General features: G+C 56.0%; 19 protein-coding genes. 17 read left to right on the forward strand and 2 right to left on the reverse strand.

The window, feature by feature from the left end; all coding sequences use genetic code 11:
• The first annotated feature begins 4 nt into the window (after positions 1-4).
• From H4J77_RS07080 to H4J77_RS07135, 12 genes are all read left to right on the forward strand, one after another.
• On the forward strand, positions 5-2,878 hold the full coding sequence (locus H4J77_RS07080) for a FimV family protein (protein ID WP_182247733.1): 2,874 nt from the start codon (positions 5-7) through the stop codon (positions 2,876-2,878).
• Complete coding sequence (truA, locus tag H4J77_RS07085) at positions 2,878-3,738, forward strand: tRNA pseudouridine(38-40) synthase TruA (RefSeq protein ID WP_182247735.1); 861 nt, start codon at positions 2,878-2,880, stop codon at positions 3,736-3,738. The genes H4J77_RS07080 and truA overlap by 1 nt, the downstream gene beginning before the upstream one ends.
• Positions 3,739-3,797: 59 nt before the next feature.
• On the forward strand, positions 3,798-4,412 hold the full coding sequence (locus H4J77_RS07090; protein WP_182247737.1) for a phosphoribosylanthranilate isomerase: 615 nt from the start codon (positions 3,798-3,800) through the stop codon (positions 4,410-4,412).
• Positions 4,405-5,622, forward strand: coding sequence for a tryptophan synthase subunit beta (gene trpB / locus H4J77_RS07095; protein ID WP_182247738.1), 1,218 nt, complete (start codon positions 4,405-4,407; stop codon positions 5,620-5,622). Before H4J77_RS07090 ends, trpB begins: the two co-directional genes overlap by 8 nt.
• A 10-nt stretch (positions 5,623-5,632) precedes the next feature.
• Entirely contained in the window at positions 5,633-6,436 is an 804-nt protein-coding gene (gene trpA / locus H4J77_RS07100) for a tryptophan synthase subunit alpha (RefSeq protein WP_123891066.1), read from the forward strand.
• Positions 6,437-6,495: 59 nt separating this feature from the next.
• Positions 6,496-7,392, forward strand: a complete 897-nt coding sequence (gene accD / locus H4J77_RS07105; RefSeq protein ID WP_123891067.1) for an acetyl-CoA carboxylase, carboxyltransferase subunit beta — start codon at positions 6,496-6,498, stop codon at positions 7,390-7,392.
• Positions 7,392-8,681: a bifunctional tetrahydrofolate synthase/dihydrofolate synthase gene (gene folC, locus H4J77_RS07110; protein ID WP_182247740.1), complete on the forward strand. Its 1,290-nt coding sequence runs from the start codon at positions 7,392-7,394 to the stop codon at positions 8,679-8,681. Before accD ends, folC begins: the two co-directional genes overlap by 1 nt.
• Complete coding sequence (locus tag H4J77_RS07115; RefSeq protein WP_182247742.1) at positions 8,674-9,273, forward strand: SPOR domain-containing protein; 600 nt, start codon at positions 8,674-8,676, stop codon at positions 9,271-9,273. The genes folC and H4J77_RS07115 overlap by 8 nt, the downstream gene beginning before the upstream one ends.
• A gap of 129 nt (positions 9,274-9,402) precedes the next feature.
• Positions 9,403-9,885 carry a CvpA family protein gene (locus H4J77_RS07120; protein WP_123891070.1) on the forward strand — a complete coding sequence of 161 codons (483 nt, stop codon included), beginning with the start codon at positions 9,403-9,405 and terminating at the stop codon, positions 9,883-9,885.
• 54 nt (positions 9,886-9,939) lie between these two features.
• Positions 9,940-11,445: an amidophosphoribosyltransferase gene (purF, locus tag H4J77_RS07125; protein WP_123891071.1), complete on the forward strand. Its 1,506-nt coding sequence runs from the start codon at positions 9,940-9,942 to the stop codon at positions 11,443-11,445.
• Positions 11,446-11,495: 50 nt separating this feature from the next.
• Complete coding sequence (locus tag H4J77_RS07130; protein WP_123891072.1) at positions 11,496-12,710, forward strand: O-succinylhomoserine sulfhydrylase; 1,215 nt, start codon at positions 11,496-11,498, stop codon at positions 12,708-12,710.
• Between the two features lie 165 nt (positions 12,711-12,875).
• A complete protein-coding gene (locus tag H4J77_RS07135) occupies positions 12,876-13,172 on the forward strand; it encodes a ComEA family DNA-binding protein (protein ID WP_123891073.1) in 297 nt (98 codons plus the stop codon).
• A 39-nt stretch (positions 13,173-13,211) separates the two neighbouring features.
• On the opposite strand, the gene H4J77_RS07140 is transcribed toward H4J77_RS07135, so the two are convergent.
• Positions 13,212-14,639, reverse strand: a complete 1,428-nt coding sequence (locus H4J77_RS07140; RefSeq protein ID WP_182247744.1) for a methyl-accepting chemotaxis protein — start codon at positions 14,637-14,639, stop codon at positions 13,212-13,214.
• A gap of 190 nt (positions 14,640-14,829) precedes the next feature.
• On the opposite strand from H4J77_RS07140, the gene rnd reads away from it, so the two are divergent.
• Complete coding sequence (gene rnd / locus H4J77_RS07145; protein ID WP_235869784.1) at positions 14,830-15,978, forward strand: ribonuclease D; 1,149 nt, start codon at positions 14,830-14,832, stop codon at positions 15,976-15,978.
• Positions 15,975-16,268 carry a YcgL domain-containing protein gene (locus H4J77_RS07150; protein WP_123891075.1) on the forward strand — a complete coding sequence of 98 codons (294 nt, stop codon included), beginning with the start codon at positions 15,975-15,977 and terminating at the stop codon, positions 16,266-16,268. Before rnd ends, H4J77_RS07150 begins: the two co-directional genes overlap by 4 nt.
• A gap of 128 nt (positions 16,269-16,396) precedes the next feature.
• Here H4J77_RS07150 and H4J77_RS07155 read toward each other — a convergent pair whose 3' ends face one another.
• The gene (locus H4J77_RS07155; protein ID WP_123891076.1) at positions 16,397-16,798 is read right to left on the reverse strand and encodes a TM2 domain-containing protein; all 402 of its coding nucleotides are present in this window, start codon (positions 16,796-16,798) and stop codon (positions 16,397-16,399) included.
• 80 nt (positions 16,799-16,878) lie between these two features.
• Here H4J77_RS07155 and H4J77_RS07160 point away from each other — a divergent pair, with 80 nt between their 5' ends.
• The 3 genes from H4J77_RS07160 to H4J77_RS07170 are packed head-to-tail and all read left to right on the forward strand — an operon-like array spanning position 16,879 to position 19,938.
• Positions 16,879-18,240, forward strand: coding sequence for a YcjX family protein (locus H4J77_RS07160; protein WP_182247746.1), 1,362 nt, complete (start codon positions 16,879-16,881; stop codon positions 18,238-18,240).
• Positions 18,237-19,262, forward strand: a complete 1,026-nt coding sequence (locus H4J77_RS07165; protein WP_182247748.1) for a TIGR01620 family protein — start codon at positions 18,237-18,239, stop codon at positions 19,260-19,262. Before H4J77_RS07160 ends, H4J77_RS07165 begins: the two co-directional genes overlap by 4 nt.
• Entirely contained in the window at positions 19,249-19,938 is a 690-nt protein-coding gene (locus H4J77_RS07170) for a hypothetical protein (RefSeq protein WP_182247750.1), read from the forward strand. Before H4J77_RS07165 ends, H4J77_RS07170 begins: the two co-directional genes overlap by 14 nt.
• The last annotated feature ends 13 nt before the right edge of the window (positions 19,939-19,951 follow it).

Here is a 19,951-nt window from a genome sequence, read left to right on the forward strand (position 1 = left end):
CGCTATGGTTCGCAAACTGGTTATAGCTGTTGCCGCAGCAAGTGCCTTGATGTCCACGGGAATGGTTCAAGCATTGGGAGTAGGCGACATTAACCTGCGCTCGTCGTTAAACCAGCCGCTGGATGCTGAGATTGATCTGCTACAAGTGCGTGATCTCAGCAGTGAAGAGATTCGCACAATGCTGGCCTCGCCGGACGATTTCGGGCGAGCAGGTATTGAACGCCCGTTCTTTCTGACTGATCTCAAGTTCACTCCGGTAGTTAAGCCCAACGGCAAGTCGGTTATCCGCGTTACTTCAAACCGGCCAGTTAACGAACCCTATCTTAACTTCCTGATGGAAGTGCGTTGGCCTTCAGGCAAAGTGCTGCGTGAGTTTACCGTACTGCTTGATCCGCCTCTGTATCAGCCTTCTTCTGCTGTCAGCAGCACGCCCGTAACGCCTCCGCGTTCGGCGGCACCTGTTTCGCGACCACAGCCAACCATTGCACCAGCGCAACCAAGAGGCGCAAGCCCTTACGCGGAACCATCGGCACCAGCTGCCGCGCCGCAGCGCAGCTCGACAGAGTGGCGTACCAGTCGCGCTGACACTTTATGGGAAGTTGCCCTTAAGTCACGTCCCTCTGGTGCCAATGTGCATCAGACCATGTTGGCGATTCTGGATCTGAATCCTGACGCGTTTATCAATGGCAATATAAATCAACTCAAGTCCGGTCAAACCTTAAAGCTACCGACCAGTGAGCAGGCTACCAGACGCAGCGGTAGTCAGGCCGTTGCGGAAGTGGCGGAACAAAATCGGGCTTGGCAAGAAGGCCGCTCGGCACCTGTTACCAGGGCACCGCAAGAGCCATCCGCACCGCAACTTGATGCACGCCAACGCGAAAACGCTGGCAGTGCGCCGGAAGAAGTTGATGCCGAAGACTCGCTGCGCCTGGTGTCCGGTGCTGATGAGCAGGTAAGTGAGGGGGCTGGCGATGGTGAGGCCGGTGGTAATAGCACCGCCAAGCTGCGCGACTCTCTGGATATGACCAAGGAGCAACTCGACGCGGCCGAGCGTGAAAAAGCTGAAATGGTCGGTCGCCTCGATGACGTTCAAGGCCAGCTGGAAACATTGCAGCGCTTGCTGGAGTTGAAGGATGCTCAGCTCGCAGCACTACAGCAAGAAATCAGCGCCAGTGGTCAGAATAGTGAGCTGCCCGCCGAACCTCAGGCTGACCTGGAAGAAATTGCGGCGCTTGAGCAGCAGGCCTCTGAGGCTGCAATTGCTGAGGAACAGGCGGATGGTTTAGCTGCGAATGAAGAGACCCTGGCTGAAGCAGCTGAGGTGATGGAAACGACTGAGCCAGAGGTTGAGGCTGTTGATCCGGAGCTGGTTTCTGAAGATCTGGCCGCAGAAGAACCGCAGGCGGAGGATGCGCCTGTCGACCTTGAGGAGCCCGTTGCTCCAGTGGTTGAGGCGGCTGAAACCGAGTCTGAAGCAGCTGTTGCTCAGCCCGCTGAAGAACCGAAAATGGCGACTGCAGAGTCGCTGTTGCAGCGCATGATGCAGAATCAGATGCTCTTGGCTGGCGGTGGCGTTGTCGCGATCTTGTTGCTATTGATGGTGCTGATGGCAGTGTCTCGCCGTAATGCGCGCCGTGAAGCGGATATGAACGACAACTTCATTGCCAATGCCGCCGAAGGGCAAGACGGTGATTCTTCTTCTCTAGAGTCGGATGATTTCAACGTTGCCCTGGCAGCGGAGCTTGATGATGGTGATTCCGGTATTGCGGTCGACCCTCTGACTGAAGCCGAGGGGCTGCTGGCTTATGGTAAGCCACAGGAGGCGCGTGCGGTCCTCAACGAGGCCCTGAATAGCGAGCCAGAGCGCACTGACCTGCGTCTCAAGTTGCTGGAAGTGGAAGGTATGCTGGATAACGCAGAGGGTTATCGTGCTCAGCACGAGGCGCTGCGTGCCGCTGGAACCGTAGACGATCAGGTTGACGCGATGGATGCGCGCTTCCCGTTGATGGCTGCTGCAGTAGCAGGCGCGGCTGCTGGCCTTGCCTATGATGCCAGTGCGGACGAGGACATCTCTTTTGAGATGCCAGCAGATACTACTGAAGCTGAAGTTCCAGAAGAAGATATGGATTTCGATTTCAGCGAGTTCGAACTAGGCGATACTCCTGCAGCAGCGGCTGTGCCGGAAGACGCACCTAAGCTGGAGCCAGAAGAGCCAGAGGAAGTGGACTTTGATCTTGATTTTGATCTGGATGACACTTTGAGTGATCAGGATCTGCAGGGTGCTGTCGAGCCCGGTGCAAGTGCTGCTGACGCTGCCGTGTCGCTGGACGAATCCCTTGAGTTTACCGAGGTTGAGAGTCTGGAGCCTGCTGTTGAAGACAAGATAACCCTGGATGATGACTTCGATCTGTCGCTGACTGATGATCTGCAGTCAACTGGCTCGGCAGATGATTTTGCGTCCCTCGAGTTGGATGAGACAGCCAATACTGAGAAGACAGCAGAAGAAGACTTTAGTCTTTCTGACGATGATCTTGCCGATTTCGAGCTTGAGCTTGATGAAGTCGCCGGAAGCGCTGAGAACGCAGATGTTGCGCTGCCTCTGGACTCGCTGGAGTTAGATGAAGAGCAAAAAGATGACGAGTTGATGGCGCTCGATAATGTGATGGAGGAGCCTGTGGCTGGTGATCTGGACGAAGACGACGAATTTGATTTCCTTTCCGGAACGGATGAGTCTGCAACCAAACTTGATCTTGCTCGTGCCTATATTGATATGGGTGACAGTGAAGGTGCTCGTGACATTCTCAACGAAGTGGTTGAAGAAGGTGACGAGCAGCAGAAGCAGGAAGCTCGCGAGATGATGGAGCGCTTGACCGATTGATGGATGTTGATCAGCTGGACCCAGCGGCCGCCCCTGAGGCGGCCGCTGTTGTTTCAAGGGTGGCCGCTTGTGTCGAGTACCGCGGCAGTGCTTATCGAGGCTGGCAGCGCCAGCAATCTGGCGTGCCCAGCGTTCAGGAAGCGGTAGAAAAAGCCTTGAGCCGGGTTGCCAATCATCCGGTCCAGGTTTTCTGTGCCGGTCGCACGGATGCCGGCGTGCATGCTTCTTGTCAGATTATCCATTTTGACAGCGACGCCGTGCGCTCACCGCGCAACTGGATCCATGGCGCAAATGCCAATCTGCCGGCAGATATTTCGCTCAGCTGGGTACAGCCGATGGGCGACGATTTTCATGCTCGATTTTCTGCCATGGCTCGGCGCTATCGATACGTTATTTATAACGACCCAGTGCGCCCAGCACATCTTTCACGGGAGGTAACCTGGAATTACCGTCCGTTGAATATTGATCTGATGCGTCAGGCAGCGCAGGCACTCTTGGGTACGCACGACTTTACCTCCTATCGCGCGGTCGGCTGTCAGGCAAAGTCGCCGATCAAAACCATTCACCATCTTGAGCTGTTGCGTCATGGTCAGTTCATCGTGCTGGACATTCGGGCCAGTGCCTTTTTGCACCATATGGTACGCAATATCGTCGGCGTATTGATGCAGATAGGCTGCGGCGAGCGCCCGGTTGAGTGGGCTGCGGAGGTGCTGCGGGCGCGCGATCGGGCGCAGGGCGGGCTTACCGCGCCGGCCTATGGCTTATATCTGGTAGATGTGACCTATCCTGAGCACTTCGAATTACCACGGCGTTACCTGGGTCCTCACTTCCTGTCAGCGCTGCCGGATGTCGCTGACTGACGCCTGCAGTGCTATCTGCTACTATCGTCCCCTTGTCGAATAGAGGTCCCAACGCACCTATGGCGCGTATTAAAATCTGCGGTATTACTCGTGTTGAAGATGCTTTGGCTGCTGCTCACTCAGGCGCAGATGCCATCGGCTTGGTGTTTTATGCGCCCAGCCCCCGTGCTGTTGACGCTGAACAAGCGGCTAAAATTGTGGCCGCTTTACCGCCTTTTATCACCACCGTTGGCTTGTTTGTCGATGCTGATCCGGGATACGTGCGCGAGATTCTGCAACAGGTGCCGCTGGACTTGCTGCAATTTCATGGTGACGAAGATGCAGCCTATTGTGACCAGTTCAGCCGGCCCTATATGAAGGCAATCAGGGTTCGTCCTGAGCAGAATGTGTCTGCGGTTGCCGCTGCCTGGCCAAAGGCTAACGGTATCCTGCTCGACAGCTATAAACCCGGTTTGCCAGGTGGTACAGGGGAGGTTTTCGATTGGGCTTTGGTGCCCGGCGAGCGTCCCTGGAATCTGGTGCTGGCCGGCGGTTTGACGGTAGATAATGTCGCGCAGGCTATTACTGAAGTCGCCCCTTGGGCTGTGGACGTCAGTGGTGGCGTCGAGTCTGCCAAGGGCATCAAGGATGTCGAGAAAATTAACGCTTTTGTTCAAGAGGTGAAGCGTGTCTGAGTTCAGCAAAACCGATTACTCTGCGGTCCCCGATGTGCGTGGGCATTTTGGTCCCTATGGCGGACGATTTGTCTCTGAAACGCTGATGGAAGCGCTGGATGATCTGGAAAAACTTTACCGTACGCTGTCCGCAGATCCTGCGTTTCAGGCGGAGTTCGATCGAGACCTGGCGCACTACGTAGGGCGTCCTTCGCCGCTGTATCTTGCCGAGCGGCTGACCGCGAAGGTGGGTGGCGCACAAATTTACCTGAAGCGTGAAGACCTTAACCATACCGGTGCTCACAAGGTAAACAACACGGTTGGTCAGGCCTTGCTGGCGAAGCACATGGGCAAACCCCGGGTGATCGCTGAAACGGGCGCTGGCCAGCATGGCGTCGCCACAGCCACCGTCGCCGCTCGTTTGGGCCTTAAATGCCAAGTCTATATGGGAGCGGATGACGTCAAACGCCAGTCGTTGAACGTCTATCGTATGAAGTTGCTGGGCGCCGAAGTTATTCCGGTAACCTCAGGTTCAAGGACGCTGAAGGACGCAATGAACGAGGCAATGCGTGATTGGGTAACCAATATCGACGATACCTTCTACATCATTGGTACCGTGGCAGGTCCGCATCCGTATCCTCAGCTGGTTCGCGACTTCCAGAGCGTGATCGGGCGTGAGGCGCGCGAGCAATGCCTTATCCAGGCGGGTCGTTTACCGGATGCGTTGGTGGCCTGTGTTGGCGGTGGCTCCAATGCCATTGGCCTGTTTCATCCCTTCCTCAATGATGACAGCGTCAAGATGTATGGTGTCGAGGCTGGTGGGCATGGCATCTCCACGGGTGAGCACGCGGCGCCATTGAGCGCCGGTCAACCGGGTGTACTGCACGGTAATCGCACTTATCTGATGTCGGATGAAGCAGGGCAGATTATTGAAACACATTCTGTTTCTGCCGGTTTGGATTACCCTGGTGTTGGACCTGAGCATAGTTGGCTCAAGGATATCGGTCGGGTTGAGTATGTTGACGCCACCGACGAAGAAGCCCTTACAGCCTTTCGTGAGCTGACTCGGGTTGAGGGCATCATGCCCGCACTGGAGTCCAGTCACGCGGTTGCCTACGCCATGAAATTAGCGGCAACCATGCGCCCCGATGAAATTGTGGTGGTCAACCTGTCTGGTCGGGGTGACAAGGATATTCATACGGTCGCCGGCATTGACGGCATCAGCATTTAACGAGAGTCACATGAGCCGAATCAAAAACTGTTTTACTGCCTTGCAGGCCAAAGGACGCAAGGCGTTGATCCCTTATGTTACTGCTGGTGATCCCGCGCCTGAGGTGACCTTGCCGCTGATGCATGACCTGGTTGCGGCCGGAGCAGACATTATCGAGCTGGGTATTCCATTTTCTGACCCCATGGCTGATGGTCCGGTCATTCAATTGGCAATGGAGCGGGCACTGGCTCATCACGTGAGCCTGGCTCAGGTGCTGGACATGGTGCGGCGCTTCCGCGAGGATGATGATAAGACGCCGGTTGTGTTGATGGGGTACTTGAACCCGATTGAACGTATGGGGTATGCCCGATTTGCCGAGGCTGCGGCCAGTGCTGGGGTTGATGGCGTGTTGACGGTAGACCTGCCGCCAGAAGAGGCCACAGACGTCTCACCGGTGTTCAAGGCACAAGGACTCGACACTATTTTCCTGCTTTCGCCGACGACGACAAAAGAGCGCGCACGGCTGATTTGTGAGCAGGCAAGTGGTTATGTCTATTATGTTTCATTGAAAGGTGTGACCGGGTCCAGTGCTTTGAACGTCACCGAAGTAGCAAACCGGTTGGATATGCTGCGCACTGTCACTGATTTGCCGATTGGTGTTGGCTTTGGTATTCGTGATGGCGCTTCGGCTGCTGCCGTTGCTGCCGTGGCAGACGGGGTTGTAGTGGGGTCGGTATTGGTTAATCAAATAGCCGAACATGCGTCCCAGCCAGAGCTCGCGCGTAAAGGTATCGCGGCTATTATTGGCGAAATGCGCGGAGCAATGGACCGGTAAAGATTTAATCACGCGGCCCTGATGGCTGAGTGACCAGATAAACAGATTAAGGAATGGCGATGAGCAATTGGCTGGTGGATAAACTGATTCCTTCCATCGTGCGCTCGGAAGCACAGAAGAGTAGCGTGCCTGAAGGACTGTGGCGTAAGTGCCCTTCATGTGAAGCGGTACTGTACCGCCCCGAGTTGGAAAAGAACCTGGATGTCTGCCCGAAGTGCAGTCATCACCTGCGCATAAACGCTCGTCGGCGCCTGGACATCTTTCTCGACGAGGGAGAGCGCACCGAAATCGCGGCCGAGCTTGAGCCGGTTGATCGGTTGAAGTTTCGTGACAGCAAAAAATACAAGGATCGCCTGACTGCCGCGCAAAAAGCTACCGGTGAAAAAGATGCGCTGGTCGTTATGCAGGGCAAGCTCAAGGGCTCTCCGATTGTAGCCAGTGCCTTTGAGTTTAATTTCATGGGCGGTTCTATGGGTAGTGTCGTAGGGGCACGTTTTGTTCGGGGTGCCGAGATCGCATTGCGTGAACGTATCCCTTATGTTTGCTTCTCCGCCTCCGGTGGCGCGCGCATGCAGGAAGCCTTGTTTTCGCTGATGCAGATGGCCAAGACCAGTGCCGCCCTCGCTCGACTGAAGGAAGAGGGTATTCCCTTTGTTTCGGTCATGACCGACCCAGTCTACGGCGGTGTGTCTGCCAGCCTGGCGATGTTGGGTGATATCAACGTGGCTGAGCCTAATGCGCTTATCGGCTTCGCCGGCCCCCGTGTGATCGAGCAGACCGTCCGTGAGAAGCTGCCTGCCGGATTTCAGCGTAGTGAATTTTTGCTTTCACACGGTGCGCTCGACATGATCATTGCCCGCAGTGAGATGCGTGATCGCCTGGGTAGCATGTTGTCTATCTTTACCAACTCTCCGGCGCCAGCCGTTGAAAACCTGGTTGAGCAAAGCGAGGCTTGATGTCCAAGCGCAGTCTTTCTGAGTGGTTGACCCGGCTTGAGGGGCTGCATCCGACAGAAATTGATATGGGCCTGGCGCGCGTGCGCCAGGTTGCCGAGCGACTGGATGTGCTCAAGCCTGCGCCCTTGGTTTTTACCGTAACGGGAACCAACGGCAAAGGCTCCACTTGTGCGGGGCTCGAGTCGTTACTTCAGGCGGCGGGTCAAGCGACAGGCTGCTACACCTCGCCACACCTGCTTCAGTACAACGAAAGAGTGCGCATCAATGGCGAAATGGTCAGCGATGAAGCGCTTTGTCGGGCCTTTACGGTAGTAGATGAAGCGCGCGGCGATGTGTCATTAACCTATTTTGAGTTTGGCACCCTGGCTGCGCTCTGGTTATTCGCCGCAGCGGAGTTGGACGCGGTGGTACTTGAGGTTGGGTTGGGTGGGCGTCTTGATGCGGTTAACGTGGTGGACGCCAATGTAGCGGTTGTCACCAGCATTGGCCTTGATCACCAGGAGTATCTGGGTGATACGTTGGAGTCGGTCGGTTTTGAGAAGGCCGGTATTCTGCGGTCAGGGCGCCCGGTCGTTAGCGGTGAACAGAATCTGCCTGACAGCTTTTTGCGTCAGGTAGATGCGCTTGGTTGTAAGCTCTACCAGCGGGGGCATGACTTTGGCTGGCATTCGCAGGCTGAAAGCGAGTGGAGTGCCTTCGCCGAGGTTGGCTCTAAGCCTGTGGAGTACGCCGGTATTTCGAGTGTTTCCTTGCCTCGCGATAATTTGAGCGCAGCGCTGCAGGCTTTTTTGCTTGCTGATTTGGCGTTATCCGAGGCAAAAGTAAAGCAGGCGCTTGTTGACGCCAAGGCGTCTGGCAGGCTGGAGCGCCGACAGTTGGTGTGGCGTGGACAGGACCGCTGCCTCTATCTGGATGTTGGCCACAACCCGCACGCGGCAAACTTTATGGCAACAGCGCTCGCTGGACACAACGCCCGCAGGGTGGCGGTGTTTGGGCTGCTGGCCGACAAGGATCTTGCTGGCGTTCATGCGCCGCTTGGTGCGCTGTTTGAGTGCTGGTACGTTGCGCCGCTCGAGAGTCCGCGCAGTCGACCTAGTGCCGATCTTTGCCGTTATTTGGCCGGACAGGGCGAGCGTGTGCAGGAATGCCCGTCGATTGCCTCTGCCATAGCGCAAGCGCTGGATAACTCTGATGCGCAGACCGAAATTGTTATTTTTGGGTCGTTTTTCTCTGTCGCTGCCGCCATACTCTGGTTGTCTGAGACGTCCGGAGTACTGATAGATGGATGAAGGTCTGAAACAGCGCATCATCGGTGCGGTCGTGCTGGTTATTGCGGCAGTGGTGTTTTTGCCCATGCTGCTATCTGGGCAGGATGAAACAGTCGAGGTGGTGGTTGATGTGCCGGAGGCTCCGGTTCTCAATCAGCAACCTATCGCACCTGCCGAGCCAGTAGTACTGCCTGCCACGCCCCAGGTCCCCACTATCCCAACGCCACAGTCTGCTGCCGAGCAGCGCGCGCAGGAGCAAGTAGAGGCTGAAGCGGCCAAGGCACCGGAACCGGAAGCGAATCCCGAAGTCGTTGAAGTCACCCCTGAGCCTGCGCCGGTAGAAGAAGCCCCCAAGGCGACGGGTGACTGGGTGATTCAGCTGGGCAGCTTCTCCAGTAACAGTAACGCCGAAGGTTTGAGTGAAACGCTGCGCAGCCAAGGCTACAACTCTTATACCTATTCGGTAACCATACAAGGCAAGCCAATCACCCGGGTTTATGTTGGGCCGTTAGCGAGCCGCGATGCAGCTAACCGCGTGCGTGACGAACTGGCGAGCAAGCGCGGTAGCAAGGGGCTGGTTGTTGCCTATGACAAGGACAGCGGTCGGGGTTGACTCGGTCCTTTGAGGCGTTCTGGTTGGCTCGCCAACCCAGCTAAAAGCAGAGTAGGGCAAGATTGCTGTTTCGATGGCCTTTACTGCTCTGCTAGAATACCGCTCTTTGCGTAACAGGGTGTCGTGACCGTGTCGTTTACCTGGGTTGATTGGGCTATCATCGCCATCATTGTTGTATCGGCCCTGATCAGCTTGACCAGAGGCTTCGTTAAAGAAGCGCTGTCCTTGGTCACATGGGTTCTGGCTGGCCTGGTCGCCTGGTTGTTTGGCGGTGCACTGGCCGAGCTGCTGGCTCCCTATATTGACACCCCGTCGCTGCGTGTCATCGCAGCCTGTTCTATTCTCTTCATACTGACTTTGCTACTGGGTGGCTTGATCAATTACTTGATCGGCCAACTGGTAAAGGCGACAGGTCTTAGTGGTACTGATCGCTTTTTAGGAATGGTATTTGGCGCCGCTCGCGGCGGCCTGCTGGTCGTGGTGATGGTGGGGCTGCTGAGCCTGGCGCCAGTCGACGGTGATACCTGGTGGCGAGAGTCAGTCATGATTCCTCACTTTTTACTCGTGGCCGACTGGTCCAAGAATTTTATTCTGCAACTGGCTGGCCGCTGATCCGGCGCTAGCGTTGGATGATTTTCATTTTCTCAACGAAAAAGGTGTTTAGGCATGTGTGGCATTGTTGGCATAGTGGGCAAATCGAACGTCAATCAGGCGCTCTATGATGCCCTGACCGTCCTGCAGCACCGCGGCCAGGACGCCGCCGGCATTGTGACCTGCGATCGGGGACGTCTGTTCCTGCGCAAGGATAATGGTTTGGTTCGCGATGTTTTTCATCAGCGTCACATGCAGCGCCTGGTCGGCAACATGGGCATTGGTCATGTTCGTTACCCAACCGCTGGTTCCTCCAGCTCTGCTGAAGCTCAGCCGTTTTATGTTAACTCGCCTTACGGTATAACCCTGGCGCACAACGGCAACCTGACCAACGTCGAGCAGCTGTCTCGTGAGATTTACGAGTCCGATTTGCGCCATGTGAATACGACGTCTGACTCTGAGGTCTTGCTGAACGTGTTCGCCCACGAGTTGGCGCGCGGCGGCAAGCTGCAGCCGAGCGAAGATGACATCTTCAATGCGGTAAGGGCAGTGCATGAGCGCTGTCGTGGTGGTTATGCTGCGGTGGCTATGGTTACTGGGTACGGGATCGTCGGCTTCCGCGATCCAAACGCTATTCGACCTATCGTTTTTGGTAAGCGCGAAACCGAGAACGGCGTTGAGTACATGATTGCATCAGAAAGCGTGTCTCTGGATGTGCTCGGGTTTGACTTGATTCGTGATCTGGGACCCGGTGAAGCGGTGTACATCACCGACAAGGGCGAGCTTTTCACCCGCCAGTGTTCTACTCACCAGGAATACTCTCCGTGCATTTTTGAGCACGTTTATCTCGCGCGCCCCGACTCCATGATCGACAAGGTGTTGGTCTACAAAGCGCGCTTGCGCATGGGCGAGAAGCTGGCTGAAAAGATTGAGCGCGAACGTCCTGACCACGGTATCGACGTGGTTATCCCGATTCCGGACACCAGTCGTACGTCTGCAGTGGAGCTGGCTAATCACTTGGGCGTCAAGTTCCGTGAAGGCTTTGTCAAGAATCGCTATATTGGCCGAACCTTTATCATGCCTGGGCAGGCCGCACGCAAGAAATCGGTACGTCAGAAATTGAATGCGATCGATCTGGAGTTCCGCGGTAAAAACGTTTTGCTGGTAGATGATTCCATTGTGCGCGGGACCACTTGCAAGCAGATCATCCAGATGGCTCGCGAAGCCGGTGCGGCTAGTGTCTATTTCTGCTCGGCCGCGCCTGCGGTGAGATACCCCAATGTCTACGGTATCGACATGCCGACACCGCATGAGCTGATTGCCCATGGGCGTACCACCGAAGAGGTGGCTGAGTTGATTGGCGCTGACTGGCTGATTTATCAGGATCTTCACGACTTGATTGATGCTGTGTCTGAGGGCAACCCGGACATCAAGCGCTATGATTGCTCGGTGTTCAACGGCGAATACGTGACCGGCGATGTGAGTGAGGCCTACCTCGGCAAGATTGAACAGGCGCGTAACGATTCGGCTAAATCCAGTGCTGAAAGTGCGGACGCAGTCATCGATCTGCATAACAACTGATAGTAATGCCTGCGCTTTAGCTCCAAGGCGCAGTACAAGGGGTTTTTAGCATGACGCAAGATTGGCAGGCAGGTCGTCTCGACAGTGATCTGGAAGGGGTCGGCTTTGACACATTGGCGGTGCGCGCCGGGCAACGCCGTAGCCCTGAAGCCGAGCACGGAGAGGCCTTGTTCCTGACGTCCAGCTATGTGTTTCGCAGCGCCGCAGAAGCGGCTGCGTGCTTTGCTGGTGAGTCGGATGGCAACGTCTATTCACGTTACATGAATCCCACAGTGCGCACCTTTGAGGAGCGCATTGCGTTGATGGAAGAGGCTGAGCAAGCGGTTGCGACAGCCTCTGGAATGGCGGCTATTCTGGCGACTGTCATGAGCCTCTGCTCCGCGGGTGATCATATCCTGGTCTCGCGCAGTGTGTTTGGCTCCACGGTAACCCTCTGCGAAAAGTATCTTAAGCGCTTTGGCGTTGAGGTGGACTACGTCCCGCTGTCGGATGTGAGCGCCTGGCAAAGCGCATGCAAGCCCAATACGCGGATGCTGTTTCTTGAATCGCCGTCCAATCCGCTGGCTGAATTGGCGGACATCCGCGCGCTTTCTGGCGTGGCCAAGCAGCAGGGTGCGTTGTTGGTGGTAGATAATTGTTTCTGTACGCCTGCATTGCAGAAGCCGTTGACCCTGGGTGCCGATATCGTCGTGCACTCAGCCACCAAGTACATTGATGGGCAGGGCCGCTGCCTGGGCGGCGTTGTGTGTGGGCGAAAAGAGCACATGCAGGAATTGGTCGGCTTTTTGCGTACGGCAGGACCGACACTCAGCCCGTTCAATGCCTGGGTATTTCTTAAGGGGCTGGAAACCTTGCGCCTGCGCATGCGTGCCCATTGTGAGTCTGCTCAGACGCTTGCCGAATGGTTGAATCAGCAGCCTGAAGTTGAGCACGTTTATTACGCTGGCTTGCCAAGCCATCCGCAGCACGAGCTGGCTAAAGCGCAGCAGTCCGCTTTTGGCGCGGTTGTCAGCTTCGAGTTAAAAGGCGGCCGTGATGCAGCCTGGCGCTTCATTGATGCTACCCGCTTGCTGTCAATTACCGCGAATCTGGGTGATAGCAAAACCACCATCACGCATCCGGCAACTACCACGCATGGCAGGCTGACGCCGCAGGCGCGCTCAGCGGCCGGGATTGGTGATGGGTTGATTCGTTTGGCTATTGGCCTGGAGGAGGTTGCAGATCTCAAGGCTGACTTGCAGCGCGGCCTGGACGCTCAGCGTTGAACTAATTAGCAAGGCAAACGAGATTGGTGTCACATTCAAGGCCGGCCGGGTTTTTACTCGGCCGGCCTTTGCTTTAGTGTTTTTGATGCCGCAGGGACAGCGAGCAATGCTGCTGAAGTGCGTTCCTTCAGTGCGGCACATTCAAACAATGCTAAGGAGAGTCACATGCGTAAACTCGTTACCGCGTTCTGCCTGGTTTTATCCTGCTGTCTTATGTCACCGGTATTCGCCGATGAAACCGGGGCTGCGGCCACGGAACCGTTGGTAAGCGTCAATATCAATACAGCCAGTGCTGATGAAATTGCCGAAGTCATGCAGGGTGTGGGCGCTGCCAAAGCACAGGCGATAGTTGATTACCGTGAGCAGAATGGGGCCTTCACTTCAGTAGAAGGTCTGACTGCGGTCAAGGGTATAGGCCCGAGCACACTGGCCAACAATAGTGATCGTATTGAGCTGGAGTGAATCACACTTGTTCATTGAAACGGCCCTAAGGGCCGTTTTTTATGATTTCAATTTGCTGACTGAAAGCTTCAATTGGTGCGCCAGTTTCGCCAGCTGATCACTGGTGGCGGCGCTCTGCATGGTTTGGTCCACGGTGCGCTCGGTCACATCGCGTATTTCTACGATGCTCTGAGTGATTGCTTCAGCCACCTGGCTTTGCTGATCAACCGCGGAAGCGATCTCGCTATTGCCCTGGCTGATCTGGCTCACCGCACTGGCGATCTCGTGTAGCGACTCACCTGCCTGAGCGACCTGTTCTACGGAATCATGAGTCAGGCCGGAACTGGCTTGCATGTCCTGTACGGCCACCTGCGTGCCGGTCTGCAGCGTTTCTATCATGCGCTGGATATCGTCGGTCGAGTTTTGCACCCGTTGGGCCAGGGCGCGCACTTCATCAGCTACCACAGCAAAACCTCGCCCAGACTCGCCCGCACGAGCGGCCTCAATAGCGGCGTTCAGTGCCAACAGATTGGTTTGCTCGGCAATGCTGCGGATGACCTGGACAACACCGCTGATATCTTCGCTGTTTTCCGCCAGTGTCTGCATATGCTGTGTGCAACGCTCAATGCTGGTGGCCAGTCCGGTGATAGTTCGGCGTACCTGCTCGACCTGATCACGACCGCCGCTGGCTAGTGTGTCTGCCTGGGTTGATTGATCGCGGGTGGTCGAGGTATTACCGGCGATGTCCTGCACGGTGGCGCTCATTTCGTTAACGGCCGCGGCTACCTGATCAGTTTGCCCCTGTTGTTGCACCATGCCATCGCGTACCTGACTCATCAAGTTGGCAAGGTTGCTTGCACCCTGGTCAAGCTCAAGCGATGCCTGCCGTACAGCCGACACCACTTGTTGTTGTGCTTGCTGCATCGCATTGAAGGCGGTTGCCATGGAGCCTACTTCGTCACGGCTGGTAGCCTTGGCGCGCAAAGTCAGGTCACCCGTGTTTTGCACTTGGGTCATGGTATCGCGCAAACTGATAATATTCCGGGTAATAAACAGGATAAGCAGCTGCGACACGGCCAATACCAGCACCATCAGCACGGAAACTACCAGAGCATAAAAGGGAGCGCGTTGAAACAGCAAGTCAATGTAGTCCTGGCTTTCAATACCCAGCGCACGATCTTGTTTCACCCATACGCCATGCAGGTCAGTGGGAAGGCCTGCTGGTAGCTCGGCTGCTGCATACCAGGTTGCCGATGCTCCGGTAGCGGAGCCCAGCGCAGCGTTGTTTACCCAGCGCAAACCGGGCAGTACCGGGCGCTCAGGCGTCTCTTGCGTGATTAGCGCTTTGCCTAACTGCATGCGGTGTGTCTGAATGCTGTCTTGCTCTATCCCTACAGCCACCAGAACCAGCAATAGCGTTGAGATAAATGCGACGCTATTGACTGCCCAGAATTTGTACTTCAGTGGCAGGTGCTGAAGAAATTGCATGCATACTCCAAATTTGCAGTTGATGGTGATGGCTGACAGCGCTTGTGCGTAGCAGCTTACAGTATGATCAATACTCTTTGTTTATCGGTTGATCCTGATCAAACTTGATAGTGCATTACAGCAAAATGTCGCCGGGGCAGAGCGGTTACAGATCAGTTATACTGGCGACAATTTATTGAAAAGGCTTCCCATGAATAGCCCGTTGGTTCCACCGCTGATGATCGACCAAAATGCCGAGCTGGCAACCTGGTGCGCGCATTGGCTGACACTACCCTACGTTGCCGTTGATACCGAGTTTGTTCGTACCGAGACTTTCTATCCTATCGCCGGTTTGATTCAGATCGGTGATGGCGAGCGCGCTTACCTGATTGACCCCTTGGCAATAACGGATTGGGCACCATTGGTTGAGCTGCTGCAGGCGCCTGATGTAGTTAAAGTGCTGCACGCCTGCAGCGAAGACCTTGAGGTCTTTTCTCGCCTTTGCGGCGTGCATCCATTGCCCCTGTTTGATACCCAGCTGGCAGCAGCCTTTTTGGGTATGGATTTTTCGATGGGTTACTCGAGATTGGTCAGTGCGCTATTGAATATTGACCTGCCCAAGGAGGAAACCCGCTCGGACTGGGTCCAGCGACCGCTTAGCGCAGCGCAAATCGAGTATGCGGCGCGAGATGCTCAGCACCTGGCGGAGGTGTATCAGATACTCGCACCGCGGATTGCCGAGGCAGGTGTTGAGGCATGGTTGTTTGCAGATACTGCAGACCAGGTTGCTGCCAGCGGTCAGACGACGAATCCTGAGTTGGCTTATCAGCAGGTAAAACAGGCTTGGCGCCTTAATCCGCCGCAGCTGGCTATTTTGCAGCGCTTGGCGTTTTGGCGTGAAACCGAGGCGCGTCAGCGCGACCAGGCACGCAACCGGCTGGTGCGCGAGCGCGCACTGTGCCCTTTGGCGCAGCAGCAGCCTGATAACCTGCAGGCGCTATCTCGGATCGAGGATATGCACCCACGAACCGTCCGCCAGGATGGCGAAACGCTGCTTAGACTTATTCGTGAAGGTCAGGCTGCCGATCCTACAGACTACCCAGAGCGCTTGCCGGAACCCTTGCCCGCAGCGGCTAACCGTCTGTTAAAACTGATGCGCAAAGTAGGGCAGGCTGAGGCGGACAGGTTGAATATTGCTCCCGAGATCATACTGCGCAAGAAAGTACTGGAAGCGATGCTGCGCACGGGCTTTCCTAACGGACCATATCAGTTGCCGGAAGAGCTCACTGGTTGGCGCAGGGACCTAATGGGCGACGCGCTCTTGGCGGTTGCCAACGACCATACTGAGGAAGCGCAATGAAGGTGCTTTGCTCCATTTACCGTAGCAGCAAGAAAATGGGGATGTACTTGTATGTGCCCAGAGAAAAAGGCTTGGCGGAGGTGCCCGCTGAGCTGAAGACTTTGTTCGGGCGTGCCGAACACGCAATGGATCTGGTGCTCACTGAAGAGCGCAAGCTTGCCCAGGAAGATATCGGCAAGGTGCTGCTCAATCTTCGGGAGCAGGGGTACCACGTGCAGATGCCACCGCAGGAGGACGATTATATTGTGCATCTTCCTGACGAGTTGCTGACTCGCAACGATCCTGTCTGACCGGCAAGGTCTATACCGGCGGTAGACGCCGGTTTTGGGTTTTAAGCTGGCTTGGTTTTACGCCTTGCTGTGCCCTGCGATCCCTGGTTTTCCCCCACCTTTCCCCAGTCGCAGAAGGGGTCCTGTACTTACCAGTCACGCTGCATATTTTTGACCGAAATCTGCTCGTTTAGCGTCCAGTAGTCATAAAGAATACCGACACCAAACAAACCCACGGTAAAGAAGTAGATGATGGCTGTGACCCACTTGCCCATGTAGAGGCGGTGAGCGCCAAAAATGCCAAGAAAAGTCAGCAGGATCCATGTCAGGTTAAAGTTGATCGGTCCGGTACGGAACCGGCGGTCGGCACTACGGTCCATGGAAGGAATAAGGAAGAAGTCGACAATCCAACCGATGAAGAAAAACCCCAGCGTGAAGAACCACAGCGTGCCAGTAATAGGCTTTCCGTAATAAAACCGATGAGCCCCCATAAAGCCGAATATCCAAAGTAGATATCCGATAGCTTTGCTGTGAGTGTCCGAATAGGCCATGGGGGTGTGCTCCTCCGTTCCGTCAGTTGGTTATGTAATACTCGTCATAGACCATAAATGATTTGGGGAGTGCCCGCACCGTGGGAAATAAAAGTGCGAACTGGTTCAAGCAACCCGCAAAAGCCAGGAATCCGTTGCGCCGCTCGCATTTGCGCGTGGGTGTGACCGGCCTTAGTGGCGCGGGTAAAACCACCTTTATTACCAGTTTGATTAACCAGCTGGAGAATCATAAAAAAGGGCTGCTGGCTCAACGTGCGCCCTTTGATCGTTTGGAGTCAGTGCGTTGGCGTCGTGATGATGTTGAACGCCCCTTTCCCTACCTGGACTCCATTGCCGCGTTGTCAGCCGAGCCAGCGGCCTGGCCGGACTCGACCGCGGACTTTTCGAGAGTGCTGCTGGATCTGCGTTTTAAACCTCAGGGGCTGCTGGGCAAGCTTCAGGGCGCGCGCGAACTCAGTATCGAAATTCTTGATTATCCCGGAGAGTGGCTGCTTGATTTGCCTTTGCTGAACCTCAGTTACGGTCAGTGGTGCGAGCAGATGGCGCAATGGCTTGACCGCCCACCGCGTGACGAGTTGGCGGCCGAGTTACGCGCTCGCTTGCAGGCGATCGATCCGACGGCGCTGGCTGATACAGAAAGCTTGGCCCAGCTGGCGGCTGATTGGACGCTTTTCCTGCAGCGTTGCCGCATTGAGGCGGGGCTTTCACGCAACCAACCCGCGCGATTCCTGCAGCCTGGCAGCGATGTGGCAGCGCAAATGTTGCACTTTGTGCCCCTGCTGCAAGCCAACCAGCACACCGAGGCTGCTGCTGGTAGCTGGTGGGCTCTCTGTGAAGCGCGCTTTAATTACTACCGCGATTTTATCGTACGTGGTTTTTATGATGAACATTTCAGGCATCTTGATCAGCAGGTGTTGTTGGTCGATATGCTGGGGCCGATGGACGCCGGTCAAGCTGCTTTGGCCGATTTGAAGGATGCCATGGAAGCGGTGCTTGAAAGCTTTCATTATGGTCAGAATGGTCTTCTGGCTCGCTTGCTGCGTTTTCGCCCGCGTATTCGACGTCTGGCACTGTGCGCTACCAAGGTGGATAAGGTGGGGCCGCGTCAGCAGAGGGCGGTACAACAGTGCCTTGAAGACCTTATGGTAGATCGTCTGGCGGACGTGCGGCACGGCGGGGTGGAGATCAAGGGTATTCCGCTGTCCGCTATTCGTGCTACCCGGCAAGAGGGCGAGTCATTAGTGGCTGGTTTGCAGGGTAAAACCGGTTGGATACGTTACCAGCCGGGCGATATTCCCGCGCACTTACCGCAGTCGTTAGAGGTTAATAGTCCCGAGCTGCTGCCGTTAAGACCGCCTCCTGGCCTGCACCGCAATGAACCTTTCCCGCACTATCGTATGGACGACCTGGTAGCCTGGTTACTGGGTGGAGAGCGCCTGTGAAAGATGAAAACAAAACACGCATCCTGGACAGCTGGGACATCCCGGATGAGACCGGCGAGGCTCGAGTAACCGAGCTGCTGGGCGACGTTGACGCCTTACAGATGCAGGCCACGGCCAGCGAAGTGCCTTTGCCGGGAACCTTGAACGCGCCGCCGCAAAGCCGGTGGCCGAGCCGTTTGTTAAAACTCGGTGTGATGGTCGCGCTTGGTGGCGCTGCTTTGCAGTGGAGTCAGTGGGCTTGGGCGAGCTGGCAATGGCACCCGGTTGCTGGAGGCCTGGTGGCGGGGGCGGGCGCGTTGCTTGGTGCTGTGGGCTTGTTTGCCCTGCGTGATCTGCGCCGTCAACGTCATCGGCTCAGTGAGCTTGAGCAGTTACGTCATGAAATGCAGTCCGCTTTGAAAGATCCCAGCCAACGCCTGGCGGTAGACTGGCTGGATCGGCTGGCCCACGTCTATGCGGCAACACCGCTGGCCGCAAGACTCAGCGCTGCTTGCGCGGACCTGGATGCGGCCCACGATGCGGAAGAAGTGTCGCGCAGATTGAATCTGCAATTTTATCAGGCTATCGACCAGCAGGCGCGGCAGATAGTGCGCAACGAGTCAGTGGGTACAGGTCTGCTGGTGGCCTCAAGTCCGTGGGTCTCTGTCGACCTTATGCTGGTGGTGTGGCGCAATATCCGCATGATGCAACGCATCGCGGTGTGTTACGGACTGCCCATTGGCCGCTTGAGTCGCTGGCGTTTGGCGCGTCACGTATTGCGTAATATAGCGCTCGCGGGCGGTACCGAGATGGCGATGGGTGCGCTGAGTGACTCGCTGTTGTCAGGCTTGCTGGAAAAGCTGGCGGCGCGCATAGGGCAGGGTATGGGGATCGGCCTTTACAGCGCTCGTTTGGGGCACTTTACCCTCGACTTATGTCGTGCGGTGCCCTTGTCTGAAACGGGTGCATTGCTGGAAGATAACAAAGGGATTATCAGAACCATGAAGGAACGGCTGGGACGTACATCGGATGACAAGTTATAAATCGCGGCGACGTTGGTTGGCCGAGCGCTGGTTAAAAGAACGCAAAGCCGTTCTGAACGGGAAATGGACTCTGTTTCAGCAGCAATTTGTGTCGGCGAGTTGGCCTGAGCGCATGGCGCATGCAGGCCATATTCCAGACGGTGAGGTAGGTGGATGGCAGCCCGTGGCGGGTAGCAGTAGCGCCGAGCTATTGCTCTGGGTAGATCAGTTACCCTTGTTTCAGCGCCGCTGGCTAGCCGCTTTGCTGGGCGCGCCAATGGCGGGTAGCAATACATTAATTGATGCCTTGGAGCGCCAACAGCTGGACTGGCGTAGTCAATTGAACCCGTTGAAAAGTCATCGGGAGTACGCCGCGCAGCTAGTGGTGCTGGCAAACCAGATGGAATGCAAGGTTGCGGCAGAGGCGGCCTATCTTGAAAATGAAAAGCGAATTTTTGTCGCGCTGGATCAGTTGCTGTTTGCCTCGCTACCCATGCGTTTGCGTAGCCAATTAGCCAACAAGCACAGCACTGGCCACGGCTATTATGTGGTGTGGTGGTATGAGCGGTTGATGGCCCGAGCGGGCGTTGCTGATTTTACCCTGACAGACCTCAACGACGCCGACTGGCCTGATATGCCCCCGGCGTGGTTTGCCATAGGCTGGCTGTGCGGTTTACGGCTAACGCGTGCTGAGTGACTGCCTCGACACT

Source organism: Pseudomonas sp. 5Ae-yellow, from assembly GCF_014077575.1.
Taxonomy (GTDB): domain Bacteria; phylum Pseudomonadota; class Gammaproteobacteria; order Pseudomonadales; family Pseudomonadaceae; genus Halopseudomonas; species Halopseudomonas neustonica.